This window comes from Methylotenera oryzisoli (assembly GCF_004661485.1).
GTDB classification, from domain to species: Bacteria; Pseudomonadota; Gammaproteobacteria; order Burkholderiales; family Methylophilaceae; genus Methylotenera; species Methylotenera oryzisoli.
Map to the genome: position 1 here is coordinate 551559 of NZ_PQVH01000008.1, position 13623 is coordinate 565181.

15 protein-coding genes are annotated in these 13623 nt (G+C 42.9%); 8 read left to right on the forward strand and 7 right to left on the reverse strand.

What is annotated here, in order from left to right:
• Positions 1-219: 219 nt before the first annotated feature.
• Complete coding sequence (locus C3Y98_RS07255; protein WP_135277657.1) at positions 220-822, forward strand: response regulator; 603 nt, start codon at positions 220-222, stop codon at positions 820-822.
• 4 nt (positions 823-826) lie between these two features.
• Positions 827-1882, forward strand: a complete 1056-nt coding sequence (locus C3Y98_RS07260; protein WP_135277659.1) for a PAS domain-containing sensor histidine kinase — start codon at positions 827-829, stop codon at positions 1880-1882.
• Between the two features lie 44 nt (positions 1883-1926).
• Here the strand turns inward: C3Y98_RS07260 and C3Y98_RS07265 are convergent, their stop codons facing one another.
• A complete protein-coding gene (locus tag C3Y98_RS07265; RefSeq protein WP_167759907.1) occupies positions 1927-3135 on the reverse strand; it encodes an EAL and HDOD domain-containing protein in 1209 nt (402 codons plus the stop codon).
• Positions 3136-3317: 182 nt separating this feature from the next.
• Between C3Y98_RS07265 and C3Y98_RS07270 the strand changes: the two genes are divergently transcribed.
• Positions 3318-3710: a response regulator gene (locus tag C3Y98_RS07270; RefSeq protein WP_135277663.1), complete on the forward strand. Its 393-nt coding sequence runs from the start codon at positions 3318-3320 to the stop codon at positions 3708-3710.
• 83 nt (positions 3711-3793) lie between these two features.
• On the opposite strand, the gene C3Y98_RS07275 is transcribed toward C3Y98_RS07270, so the two are convergent.
• From C3Y98_RS07275 to C3Y98_RS07285, 3 genes are read right to left on the reverse strand one after another with little or no spacing between them, the layout of a single operon-like run.
• Positions 3794-4609, reverse strand: coding sequence for a sulfite exporter TauE/SafE family protein (locus tag C3Y98_RS07275; RefSeq protein ID WP_135277665.1), 816 nt, complete (start codon positions 4607-4609; stop codon positions 3794-3796).
• Positions 4596-4949, reverse strand: coding sequence for a protein tyrosine phosphatase family protein (locus tag C3Y98_RS07280; protein WP_135277666.1), 354 nt, complete (start codon positions 4947-4949; stop codon positions 4596-4598). Before C3Y98_RS07280 ends, C3Y98_RS07275 begins: the two co-directional genes overlap by 14 nt.
• A 1-nt stretch (position 4950) precedes the next feature.
• Positions 4951-5271, reverse strand: coding sequence for an ArsR/SmtB family transcription factor (locus C3Y98_RS07285; RefSeq protein WP_135277668.1), 321 nt, complete (start codon positions 5269-5271; stop codon positions 4951-4953).
• A gap of 82 nt (positions 5272-5353) precedes the next feature.
• On the opposite strand from C3Y98_RS07285, the gene C3Y98_RS07290 reads away from it, so the two are divergent.
• Genes C3Y98_RS07290 through C3Y98_RS07300 form a run of 3 tightly spaced genes read left to right on the forward strand, consistent with a single transcriptional unit; the run spans position 5354 to position 6894 of the window.
• Positions 5354-6049, forward strand: a complete 696-nt coding sequence (locus C3Y98_RS07290; protein ID WP_135277670.1) for an MBL fold metallo-hydrolase — start codon at positions 5354-5356, stop codon at positions 6047-6049.
• Between the two features lie 5 nt (positions 6050-6054).
• A complete protein-coding gene (locus C3Y98_RS07295; RefSeq protein WP_135277672.1) occupies positions 6055-6480 on the forward strand; it encodes a YeeE/YedE family protein in 426 nt (141 codons plus the stop codon).
• A gap of 3 nt (positions 6481-6483) precedes the next feature.
• Positions 6484-6894 (forward strand): DUF6691 family protein, encoded by a 411-nt coding sequence (locus tag C3Y98_RS07300; RefSeq protein WP_209308767.1) that lies wholly within the window; start codon positions 6484-6486, stop codon positions 6892-6894.
• A gap of 124 nt (positions 6895-7018) precedes the next feature.
• Here C3Y98_RS07300 and parC read toward each other — a convergent pair whose 3' ends face one another.
• The 3 genes from parC to C3Y98_RS07315 form a co-directional block, all read right to left on the reverse strand.
• Entirely contained in the window at positions 7019-9292 is a 2274-nt protein-coding gene (gene parC, locus C3Y98_RS07305; protein ID WP_245234339.1) for a DNA topoisomerase IV subunit A, read from the reverse strand.
• Between the two features lie 11 nt (positions 9293-9303).
• The gene (locus C3Y98_RS07310) at positions 9304-11289 is read right to left on the reverse strand and encodes a DNA topoisomerase IV subunit B (protein ID WP_135277678.1); all 1986 of its coding nucleotides are present in this window, start codon (positions 11287-11289) and stop codon (positions 9304-9306) included.
• A gap of 372 nt (positions 11290-11661) precedes the next feature.
• Positions 11662-12564, reverse strand: a complete 903-nt coding sequence (locus tag C3Y98_RS07315) for an ATP-binding protein (protein WP_135277680.1) — start codon at positions 12562-12564, stop codon at positions 11662-11664.
• Positions 12565-12977: 413 nt separating this feature from the next.
• On the opposite strand from C3Y98_RS07315, the gene C3Y98_RS07320 reads away from it, so the two are divergent.
• Together C3Y98_RS07320 and C3Y98_RS07325 are read left to right on the forward strand one after the other, a co-directional pair.
• On the forward strand, positions 12978-13172 hold the full coding sequence (locus tag C3Y98_RS07320) for a YezD family protein (RefSeq protein WP_135277682.1): 195 nt from the start codon (positions 12978-12980) through the stop codon (positions 13170-13172).
• A 106-nt stretch (positions 13173-13278) separates the two neighbouring features.
• Positions 13279-13620, forward strand: a complete 342-nt coding sequence (locus tag C3Y98_RS07325) for a DUF2325 domain-containing protein (protein WP_135277685.1) — start codon at positions 13279-13281, stop codon at positions 13618-13620.
• Positions 13621-13623 lie beyond the last annotated feature (3 nt).

The window sequence follows — 13623 nt, forward strand, 5'->3', positions numbered from 1 at the left end:
ATATACAAAATTGATTTTTAAGTAATAAAGCAATCATTAATTTGATAAATATTTATAATATTTATTCTTAATTATCAAATATGTATTAAAATATTTGATAATAGCGGCAGGCTTGAATCAAAAAAAACCTGAACACATTCATGAGCACTCAGGTAGCATCATTTAGAATGAGCAGCCAACAATGTGTACCGTTTGAATAACCTTAATTAAAGTAAAAATATGTCGATTAAAAAATCAGCGCTAAAAACACTTGATTTAATGACAACCAGCGATGTAGCCAAAGCCTTAGGGGTGACCGTACGCTCTGTACAGCTTTGGGTAGAGCAAGGTGCATTAGAAGGCTGGAAAACGCCGGGGGGGCATCGTCGAATAACCCGTGCATCGTTTGAAAAGTTCAACGCCAATATTGGCTCCACTGAAAACAAAGCCACAACTCGCTTGAATGTAGTCGTAGTCGAAGATAGCCTAGCAATGCAGAAACTTTATCGGATGACAATCGAATCTTGGCAACTGCCCATTGATGTGAAGTTTGTCTCAAACGGCTGTGAAGGCATTATCTATGTCAGTCAGCACATGCCAGACTTGTTAATTACAGACCTAAAAATGCCAGAGATGGACGGTTTTGCGATGCTGAAATCACTACGTGATGTAGATGATTTTTCAAAAATGGCGATTGTGGTGGTGACTGGCATGCAAGCGCAAGAAATTGAAGAAAAAGGCGGCTTACCAAAAGGAGTTAGACTATACGGCAAAAGCCCTGTACCATTTTGGGAAATGCGTGAGCTGATGCAAGGTTTAATAGATAGAAAATTAGAAGCATAGTCTTTTGAACAATCAAAAAACAATCCCAGCAGATATAGCCTCAATTATCGACAACTGCCCGTACGGCCTAGTAACGGTTAACGCTACTAGTTTAGTGAGTTATGCAAACGCCACATTTGCGAGAGTAATGGGAATTGAGCCCGACGCTATTATCAACACACCCAACCACGCCATGTGGCAAACACTGCTGAAACAATATTCAGTAGATGGCAACATGAAAACATATATTGGTGGCGTTTTAACACTCAGAGCAAAAAACTCTAATAAAGTGGTTAGGTTAAGTTGCCAATTACCCAAACAAAGCGAAACCAAACAAATACTCTATTTTCAGGACATTACAGCTGAGTCTGAAGTCGACAATATGAAAAGTGAGTTTTTATACTCAGCCACCCACGAACTACGCAACCCGATTGCAATTATCTTTGGTTTTTCTGACCTTCTATTAAATACAGAATTCAATCGTGATGCATCGATCGATATCTTGCAAACGATTCACGAGCAGGCAAAAGAACTGAACCACCTGACCAACGAACTACTCGACATTGCCAGGATTGAATCACGTAAAGGCAAGGACTTTGTGTTAGCTGAAGAAGCAATAGAAAATATACTACAAACAGTTCGTAAAGAGTGGTGCGCCAGAGTTGGTGAACACAGAATCACACTCAGCTTGCCTACACATATTCCTACTGTATTAATCGATAAAGACAAAATAAAACAAGCCATTACCAACATCATGAGTAATGCTTGCAAATACTCACCAGAAACTAGCGTGGTCTCAATTGAAGTCGTATTAGATAAAGCGCTCTCAGACAGCATGGTTGGTATTGTCATCCGCGACGAGGGTTTTGGCATGTCATCAGAAGATATGAGTCATTTATTCGAGCGATTTTGGCGATCAGACAGATTCAGAAATCTCCCAGGCACAGGACTGGGCATGTCTATCGTTAAGGAAATCATTGAATACCATCAGGGCCTGATTGAGATTAACAGCGCAGTGAACAAAGGCACGACGGTGACATTATGGCTACCCATCTATATTGATTTAGCTTCAATCGAGTAATCAACCCCATCCAAAACACGTTTAACACGAAGCGATATCAATTCTCAAATATCCAAGCTAGAAGCTATTTGATCTACCCAAATTAACGCCTCGTTCTGGCATGCCATAATCACCTCAATTGTTGTGCCTAGAACACTTGCATGCTTTTCAACATCAGCAAATTTAGCTAACTCTAAAAATTCAACGAGTGCTAGCAAACTTCCTGCAACACCAGATCTGTTTAGCAAGGCGTCTCTGATTGAGGTTGCCAAACTCATTTTAGCAACAACACTGTTCATCGAATCATTTAATAACACGTCTGCCAAAGAAAGCATTCCCGTCATAAATACTGCATCATGGTGCACTGTAGATCCATGATGATTACATTGCGTACTCATTAACTCCATCAATTTGGCACGCCATAGCGCTGTATACATCAGCATCGTTGGAACGTTTGCAGTATCTCTTTGGGTATAGAGCATTACTTGTAGCCAGCGAATCATTTGTCCGCGACCTAGTATCATAATGGCGTGTCTGATTGAACTTACCTCCCTGCCTGCGCCGATTGCTGCTGAGTTTACCATTCTAAGCATCTGCACACTGAGTACAGGGTTTTCTCTAAAGAATCTCTCTAGGGCGGCATCACTTCCATCAGAATTGAGCTCTGCAATAACTTCAAGTATGACATGGACGCTTAACGGTAATGACTTTGTAGCGTCAGGTCTGACATCAAGGTAATAATAGCCCTGATATAAGTTAACCCCAATATTTTCTGAACACTCTCTTTGTTCGAGACAATTCGTCTCTACTGCTATTAAATTTGCTGTTGAAGAGACTAAAACATCAGAAATACTCTGTAGGCCATGTTCAAGGTTTATTCTGACAAATTTTGCATAAGCCAATAATGGTAGACGCGGATCTTTATCAGCCCAGTCATCCAGCGCTAAGCTATATCCCATATCGGCTAATACAGAACATCGATTGATTAAATCTTCAGAGACGACATCACAGCGCACCAAGGTCAGTACCACCTGAGTTTTAGGCAGTAAAGTCAGTGCATCAGCCATCAAAAACTGTTCGTCAACTTTGACAAACACTTGATGATTAGCAAACAACCCAGCTGTTTCCAAGCATAAAAATGGGTGAAGTGCAGATATTACGCTTTCTGAAATATTATCAGTCGCATTTTCACGCTTATCTACCACCAAGTCGATTCCTACTAGGTGACACTGCACATCAGTAATAGGCTGATAAGAAACCAATTTATTTTGCATTATCATCCCTCTGCAACAGACCCTTGCAACATCAGTGATGCCACAAGGTATTTAATTGGAACATACGATGAACAATTGTACACATTTTTTGATAAATATGATATTTTTGATAAATACGATAACCAATGTAATAATATAGAAAATATTAAATACAACAATCAGTGCTTGAATGGAGAAAATCAATGGAAAGAATGTTAATTATTGACGATGAATATGAACTATTGAATAGCCTACAACTAGCTTTTGGATACGATGAATACAAAATTTCGCAAGCCAAAAACGAACAACAAGCGATTGATATGGCAGAGGCTGTGCAGCCTGAGATTATTATCATGAACATGCCAGGGCAAACGAATGATGGCATAAAAGCCTTCAGAAAACTAAAAGAGATTCCTCAACTACGTAACAGCAACATCATCGTACTCTCTGCACAGTCACAGCATGATGCTATCTTGAAGGAAATTAACGACAATACAACCTACTTTATACCCAAGCCATTTCGCCAAGAAGATTTAACAACAGCGTTAAGTGGAATACGCACAAAGCGGCTACAAAGCAATCAAGTAAGAAACTAACGATTGAGATATTTAAATCAGTAAGCTATTAGTATATAAAAGTATTGAAAGCTGAGGCTTCCAAACTAATAGCATTACGATTTCTATTTAATGGCACTAAACAACATGACTATCGCAGTCAATAAGCTGATGAGTCCAAATGCTAGTCTGGACTGAGTTATGGGGATGATAGATGTCATTTTCTTTCCAAGCAAACTTCCAATAAAGGTTGCAAATACAAAGGGCAGTGCTAACTGCCATTGAATTGTAGAATAGATAATATAAGTCGTTAGCCCTGCAAGTGATACCAAAGCCGTCATCGCTAGAGAAGTAGCAACCACCATGCGATACTCAAGGTTACTCACTTTTTGTAGGGCAGGCATGACAATAAAACCGCCTCCAACACCCAATAACCCTGATAAAAAACCGGCAATCGTTCCAGTAAGTAATAATTTTCTTGTACAGGATGCCGTCCAAAACAACTTGGCGTTAACAGGGTTCACCTCACATGGCATAGCTCTATCCTGATACAAACTATCTTGCATGAGTGTCGTTTTTCTTGTACTAAGTAGTGCCTGTATACCTACGAAAAAAAGTAGTGCCACAAACAATAGCTGCAACCAAAGTGCCGTCAGTTGGTGTGCAACGTAGACACCAACAGGCGCCATTATCACGCCCATTACAGCTAAAAGTGTTGCGGCTTTATACCTCACAACACCTTGATTCAAGCCGATAACTACAGCAGCACTTGCCGCGACAAAAATTGCTAATAATGCGATAGGCACAGCTTCTTTTAAGGGTATATTCATTGTGAACATCAACACTGGCAATGAGAGTATGGCACCACCAGCCCCTGTGACAGACATCACAAAGCCAATGGCTAAACCTGCCAATATCGGGACTAAATTAAGGTCTACCATTATTTTCTAATGCAAGTTTACACATTGTCATTGCACGATTTCCTGTTTTACAGAATCCTAATATTGGTTTAGGTGCATTAGCGTAAACCTCACTAAACAATGCTACCTGATGCGGTTCTATCTGATTTGGAATGACAGGAATGTGGACATAAGTCATGCCGTTACTCAGTGCTGCAGCTTCTAGCACTTCACTTCTTGGTTGCTGAGATCCACCCTCATCATCAGGTCGATGATTGATGATTGTTTTAAACCCCAAACTGACTATTTCAGAAAAATCACCAACCTCTATTTGGCTGGTGTAACTAAAATACTGATTTAATAGATGCACTTGCATTGTCATTTCACTCTCCTGATTTCATACAAATTTCTTGATACAGCACATTCATAATTGCTAACGCCGAAGTATTAGATATCGCATAGTAAATACTCTTACCTTCTCGGCGCGTACTCACTAGCGCTGCTTTTCTGAGCACAGTCAATTGCTGCGACAGTGTTGGTTGCTTAATGCCAAGAATTTCTTCTAGCTCACCCACTGACTTCTCACCTTGTGATAACTGGCACAAAAGCATCAGGCGATCACTGTTTGCCATCACCTTTAACAGATCCGTTGCAATTGCTGCAGAGGCTCTTAGTTGCTCAAAATTAACTTCTGTATTGTTCATTACATACACTTTATTTATAGATATTATATTTAATTATATAATATTAAGTTACAATATCACAACTACTTTTGAAAGGACTATCATGTTTAAGCAGTTTTATGACGAGGCATCCTCTACGCTTACCTATTTAATTGCAGATATGGAAAGCAAACAAGCTGTGTTAATTGATCCTGTTAAAGAAAACATTGATGAATATCTTAATATCATCAACGCACATCAATTGACGCTCGTTTATTCATTAGAAACGCATGTGCACGCAGACCATATCACAGGTGGAGGACAACTGAAAACCATCACAACAGCCAAGACCGCTGTTAGCCAAGCCTGTGGTGCAGATAGTGCAGATATGCAATTGAAAGATAACGATGTCATTACGTTTGGCCATGAGAAAATAACCGTGATTGCTACACCAGGGCACACTGCTGGTAGCGTCAGCTTCTTATGGCGAGATAGAGTATTTACTGGAGACAGTTTATTGATTAACGGCTGCGGCCGAACAGATTTCCAAAGCGGAGATGCGGGAAAGCTTTATGATTGCATCACGGGCAAACTATTTATGTTACCTGATGAAACTTTAGTTTACCCAGGCCACGACTACAACAGCAGAAGAGTAAGTTCTATTGGACAAGAAAAACTCATCAACCCACGCTTAGCCAATCAAACTAGAGATGAATTTATTTATACAATGGCAAATTTGAATTTACCTAAACCTAAAATGATTGACATAGCAGTACCTGCAAACCGAAAATGCGGCGTACCTGAACCACAGCAAGGATAAATCGTATGGAAAATTTCACACCCATTACATCATTTATCGGTGGCTTACTGATTGGCGTATCAACATCGATGCTGATTCTTTTCATGGGAAAAATTGCAGGTATCAGCGGCATTGTTGCATCCTTACTGCAGTTTAAAAATACACCTAAAGGACACTATACGTGGAGACTACTGTTTATTGCAGGCTTACTCATCTCTAGCACTGTGTATCAGGCATTCGCGCAACTACCAGTCAGTGAAATTTCTGCTTCTACCAGTACATTAATCATCGCAGGGCTAATGGTAGGATTCGGCTCTAAAATGGGTTCTGGCTGTACCAGTGGCCATGGTGTGTGTGGGCTGAGCAGACTATCCTTACGCTCATTAATTGCCACCATGAGCTTTATGTTGATTGGTTTTGTAGTGACTTACCTGATATTACATGTGGTGTAAATGATGAAAAATATAATAACATTCAGCGCTGGGCTCATTTTTGGACTAGGCTTGATTATTTCAGGCATGACCAACCCAGCGAAAGTGATAGGCTTTTTAGACCTTGCTGGCGATTGGGACCCTAGTCTAGCATTCGTAATGCTAGGCGCTATTGCGGTGGCGTTCTTCGCATTTAGGAAAGCAGAGTCGAAGGGAACTACCATATTCGATGAAACTATACACTTACCTGCAAAAACGCACATCACCAAAGAACTTATCATTGGCAGTATGCTGTTTGGCGTAGGCTGGGCATTAGCAGGGTTTTGCCCGGGGCCAGCCATCGTTGCCTTAGGGGCAGGCTATCAACAGGCGCTTATTTTTGTTATTGCTATGCTGGCGGGAATGGTGGCACATGAGTACTTATATAAAAAATGAACTGTGACTGCGCACCAAAAGTATCAAGCGCCAACATCACCATGTAAAGCTAAAACATTTGATAAAACTAGGCATAGTTCACATTTAATATGCCTAGCTGCACAGTGATACATTCAGCTAAAACTTAGAACAGGCCAGCCTGCCTTTTAATCACAGGCTTAGTATCTAATACAGAGTAGCCTTTTCTAGCGCGCTTTTGTATGAATTTAGCCAGAACATCTCCTTCAATCACTTTGGCTTTACCTTTCACCAGAATATTGGCAGACAGCCCATTACTTAACTCAAGCCGAGACAGCGAGGCATTATCTGGAATATCCATAATACGTACCCCTTTACCGCCATTGGGGTATTCATTCATCTCAGCTACAGGGAAAACCAGCAACTTGTTCTCAGAGGAAGTCACAACCAGATGTGTTCTATCATCCAGCGCCAATGGTGGCAGAATAGTCGCTTTACCTTCTGGTTTCATAAACGCTTTACCGGCTTTAGGTCTAGCTACCAGCCCTTTTAATGGGGCAATGAACCCATAGCTATTCGAGGTAGCAAATAAGTAGCGATCATCATCCTTACCTGAAAGCACATGTACCAACTTAGCCCCATTTTGCACCTCGATGATAGAACTCAGCGGTATACCATCCCCTTTACCACCGGGCACAGTTGAAGCATCAAACGCATAGCAGCGCCCATTGCTATCCAATAATATAATCGGTAGCGTGGTGCGCGTTTCAATCACGGCAAACTCGCTGTCACCCGCTTTCCAGTTGATGGCATCGCGTTCCACACCGTGGCCTTGTCTCGCCCTGATCCATCCATTTTTAGATAGAAGGATAGTGACCGGCTCATCCACCACAAAGGCTTTCTGGCCTCCCTGCGCCCGCTCTACCGGCTCAATCAAGGTGCGACGCGCATCTCCATACTTTTCAGCATCCTGCTTGATTTCTTTTGCGGTCAATCTGCGTAGCTTGGTTTCACTGCCCAAAATCGTTTGCAGGCCATCCGCCTCTTCGCGCAGGTCCTTCAACTCTTTCTCTATCTTAAAGCCTTCTAAACGCGCGAGCTGACGCAATCTGATTTCCAGAATATCCTCTGCTTGGATTTCAGTCAGCTGGAACGCCGCGATCAAATCGGTTTTCGGTTCATCTGAATTACGAATGACTTTAATTACTTCATCAATATGCAGAAAGGCGATCATGCGCCCTTCCAAAATATGGATACGTTTATTAATTTTGTCTAAATCATATTGGCAACGCCTGCGCACTACATTTAGCCTGAATGCAATCCACTCTTTCAATATCGCAATCATGCCTTTTTGTGCCGGGCGTCCGTCGGTGCCTATCATCACCATATTAACCGGGCATGAGACCTCCATACTGGTATGCAGCAACAGGAACGCCATCAACTCATCACTGGATACCTTGCTGGTCTTAGGCTCGATAATCAGGCGCACATCCTTCTTACCTTCACTCTTAACCGTATCGATCATGCTCAACGCTGACTGTTTAATCAGGAGCTGGTCTTGATCGATAGTTTTTTTGTCTTTTTTCGGCTTTGGATTGGAGATTGCTAAAATTTCATCCTGTATCGTTTCTACCGATACGCCATGTGGTAGCTCATTAATGATAATGCGCCATTGGCCACGCGCCATAGGCTCTACCACCCATCGTGCACGTAGCCTTAATGAGCCGCGCCCAGTTTCGTAGGTGGAAAGTATATCTGCCGTTTGCGTAATGAGCTGGCCACCACCCGGAAAGTCCGGGCCAGGCACATGCTGCATAAAGTCTGCCGTGGTACAGTTCGGGTTATCCATAATATGCAGCACGGCATTGGCAATCTCGCGCATATTATGCGGCACGATTTCTGTCGCCATGCCCACAGCAATACCAGATGCACCATTCAACAGCATCATCGGCAAACGTGCTGGCAATAGCACAGGCTCTTGAAAAGCACCGTCATAATTACTCTGAAAATCTACGGTGCCGCGGTCAATTTCAGACAACAGTAAATCGGCAATCGGCGATAAACGCATCTCGGTGTAGCGCATTGCCGCAGCGCCATCACCATCGCGTGAGCCAAAGTTACCTTGACCATCAATCAACGGGTAACGCAGCGTAAAGTCTTGTGCCAAACGCACCGCTGCCTCGTAAGCTGAGCTATCACCGTGCGGATGGTACATACCCAATACGTTACCCACCACACGCGCTGATTTCACCGGCTTAACACCCGCCACCAGCCCCATTTCTTTCATTGCATATAAGATGCGACGCTGCACCGGTTTTTGACCATCCTCTACTGACGGTAGCGCGCGCCCTTTTACCACGGATACAGCATAGGCTAGATAGGCTTCTTCTGCATACTCACCAATCGGTACTGCATTTTCTTCGTTATTATTTTCCAACATACTGGTATCCATTAAACGTCAGCCTCCACATCATTACCCCGGCGTTCCATCCACTCTTTTCTAGAGGCTGACTCATTTTTCGCCATTAGCATATCGAACATTTTAAGCGCCTCGCTCACCTCACCCTCAGGCAAGCGCACCTGTATCAAACGTCTGGTGTCTGGGCAAAGCGTCGTTTCCCACAGCTGCTCAGGGTTCATTTCCCCTAGCCCTTTAAAACGCTGAATACTGAGTTTCTCTTCCGCTATGCCCTCACGTTTTAACTTTTCTATCATCGACATTTTTTCCACATCATCTGAAACATAGATTTTACGCAAAGGTTTATTCTTGCCTTGTGCAGGCACATCAATCCGGTACAGCGGTGGCTGAGAAATATAGACATGCCCGCGCTCAATTAGCTTAGGCGCGTGCCTTAACAGCATAGTAAGCAACAACACCTGAATATGCGAGCCATCTACGTCTGCATCGGACAAAATACATAACTTGCCGTAGCGCAAACCAGAAAAGTCCGGATTATCTTTTAACGTGTGCGGCTCGATACCTAAGGCCACAAAAATGTCGTGTACTTCGGAGTTCGCAAAGATGCGCCCAGCATCGACCTCCCAAGTATTTAATACCTTACCGCGCAATGGCAATAAGGATTGAAACTCGTTATTGCGCCCCATTTTTGCGCTACCGCCGGCAGAGTCACCCTCTACTAAGAACAGCTCGGCCTCCATGGTACCTGCTGCCTCGCAATCTGTTAGCTTGGCTGGCATCAGGTTAATGCCGGTTGTTTTACGCTTTTCAATTTTTTGTGTGGATTTATTACGCGCCGCCGCGCTGCGATTCACTAAATCTGAGATGCGTTTTGCATGGTCTACGTTTTGTGTGAGCCAGGTTTCCATCATAGGCTTCACCGCCGATGCCACCATTTTCATCGCATCACGATTAGTCAGCTTCTCTTTAGTTTGGCCTTGGAATTGCGGGTCTAATACCTTTGCCGCCAGCACATAGTAAACGTTATTCCAAACATCTTCTGATGACACTTTGACGCCACGCTGCATCATGCTGTGATGCTCCATAAACGATTTCACCGCCTCAAACACCCCATTGCGCATGCCAGCCTCATGCGTGCCGCCTGAGAGGGTAGGAATGAGGTTGACATAAGATTCGCCGCGGCCACCGCCTGACCCAAAAGACAATGCCCAGATGGCACCCTCGCCTTTTGAAATGCCGTCTGTATTTTCCTGATGATAAAACTCACCGGCAATGATAGGTACTGGCACTTCATCATCCGCTATTTCACGTTCACCAATGAGCTCATCCAGATATTGCGGCAAACCATCGGCATAAGTCCATGAGCGCTCCTCAAAGCCATCTGCACCTTCTATCGAAAGCGAAACACTCACACCACGCAACAATACCGCTTTAGATTTAATCAAATGCTCTAACTGCTGAATTGATACTTTGGGTGAGTCAAAGTACTTAGGATCTGGCCAACACTTCACCGTGGTGCCAGTCTCGCGCTTCAGACACTTACCCACTTCAGTTAAAGGCTCAATGCAGTGACCGTTTTCAAAAATAAGGCCGTGCACTTTGCCACCACGCTTCACTTTCACTTCCAAGCGTGTAGATAATGCATTGGTGACTGAAACACCTACGCCATGCAAGCCGCCTGAAAAACGATAGGAGCTATTTTCATCTTCTTTATCAAACTTACCCCCTGCATGCAACTGTACAAATACCAGCTCGACTGCAGGCTGCGTTTCACCTTTGGGAATCTCAACAGGAATACCGCGACCATTATCGGTCACTTCAACTGCACCATCTTTAAACACGGTGACTTGAATATTGGTAGCATGTCCGCCTAGCGCTTCATCTGCCGCGTTATCAATCACCTCTTGAACAATATGCGTAGGAGAGTCAGTTCGGGTGTACATACCGGGTCTGGCACGCACAGGCTCTAGCCCTCTCAATACCTTTACCGAATCTGCATCGTATTCTTTTTCTGCCATTGATCTAGCCTTTAACGTTGATACTTCAAGTGTAATTTATCTGGCGATATTTTATAAAACTAATTAACTTTTTTGCGCTGGATTCTATTAAAAATTAACAATGCTCATCAATATTCATGTCCACCCAACTCAATCATGATTATTTCTATGCACGCTTACGCCGAAATGGCGCGCCACTATTTGGTTTCACTCCACAATTTCTGTGGATAACATTGTGGGGTGCATGGGGATAGGCGTGCTAAGTAACTGGTGTGAATAGAAAACGCTGAAAAGAAGTATTTTTATACAAAGTAGCAGTATTCATTCTTATTTTAAATCATGACTTCCAGATGAGTCTATTCACTCACAGCAATTAACAACCAGCTAAAGCGCTTACTCTTCTTTTAATAAAGCGCGCCCTGCATAATCGCGAGCAAACTGTAAAGCTATGCGGCCAGATCTGGAACCGTGCTCGGTTGCCCAACGCAACGCCTCCTCCCGCACGCTGTCGTTCATTGCAAAACTAAAGCTTTCTACCCATTGCGTAACAGCCGTTAAATATTCATCCTGGCTAAAACTGTAAAAATGTAAGCGCAAGCCAAAGCGATCAGACAGCGAAATTTTTTCCTCCAAACTATCACTTGGGTGTATCTCGCCAAGATTATCTTTACGATGCTCTAGATTGTCTGCCATTTTCTCAGTCACCAGATGCCTGCGATTAGAGGTAGCATAAATCAACACATTGGCAGCCGCACCCGCAACAGAACCATCCAGCACGGTTTTTAAGGCTTTATAGTGGTGCTCGCCATCTTCAAAAGATAAATCATCACAGAACACAATAAAACGCTCTGGTCGCTGGCAAACTAGTTCAATAATCAGCGGCAAATCATCCAGATGTTGCTTTTCAACCTCAATTAAACGTAAGCCTTGTTGATGAAACGCATCTAAACAAGCACGGACTAAAGATGATTTTCCTGTACCTCTGGCCCCCGTCATCAAGGCATTGTTTGCTGGGTAACCACGCACAAACTGTAAGGTGTTCTGATACAGCCGCTCTATTTGCTGCTCAATATTGCATAGTTGATCAAAGCCGATAAGTTGCGGCGCAATGACGGGGATTAAATTTGGTAAGTGACTGACACCATTACTACGCTGCCAGCGGTAAGCAAACGCCTGTGAAAAATCGGTTGTTCGTTCATGTTGGGCAGATGGCGATGCCTCTAGCGCCGATGCAATTCGGTCTAATGAATCAAGCAAGCGTTCAATCTGATCTGGGGCCAATAGTGGGTTCATCATGATATCCGTGCGTATTAAATAGATAACGTATTTATTATATGTTTATATCAAGCCACACAATGCGTTGATTTAAGCAATGTTACGATAAATAGCCAGCATGTTTGCATTTAACCTACCGCTCGCCATTAGTAAACAACACTCCACAATTTCTGTGGATAACATTGTGGGAGGCATGGGGATATAAACGCTAAGTGTCTGGCGCGTTTATAAAACTAGAAATAGAAGCAATTTTAAGCATTCACTGCAACATGGACTAAACTCAGCGTGACTGTCTGCGCATGCACAGACCAAGACTATCCACACCCTTTATATTCTTTTTAGTTATAAAAATATAAATTTAAATTATTTTTAATTGTTATGTAAGCCCTATACAGTGTGGTCATCGCAATTACTAATATTTTGAAGGAGAGACCATGTCACTTAATCAAGCGCAACAGAAAACGACAACAATCAGTGCGTATAAAAACCGTGATTTATCAGAAAACATTTTACGCGCAGTTGAAGAGCTGAAACTTGGCTCTGGATATGGCTCGGTAGAAATCATCTTACACGAAGGCCGCGTGACCCAAATTGAAAAACGCGAAAAAATCAGACTGCCAAACGATTAATTTTCATTAGCACGTAACGCAGACTCAGCTGGATTAATTAACGATATCAATCATACAAGCCGCGCTAGACAAAATTTAGTGAGGCGAATAACAGGAGGCTCTTATCATGAGTTCAGTATTAATTGTAGGTGGCGACCAAGTAGATGGCATCAAGGAAGTGTTTGGTAATTACGGTATAGATAATATCCATCACTGGTCTGGACGTAATGGCGGGGACAGCAATAAAGTGATTCCGCAAAATACTAAATTAATTGTATTGGTGACCAAGTGGGTGAATCACTCTATCACGCATAAAGTAAAAAACTATGCGTCCAAACGCGGGATTAAGATCCTTTACATTCCTAGCGGCTCCAAAGAAAGAATGTTTGATATCATTAAAAAAGACGAGCTAAGACCAACCATTGAATCTGCATTTAATCAAAAGAAATGGTGGCCGTTAAACGCATAGTCA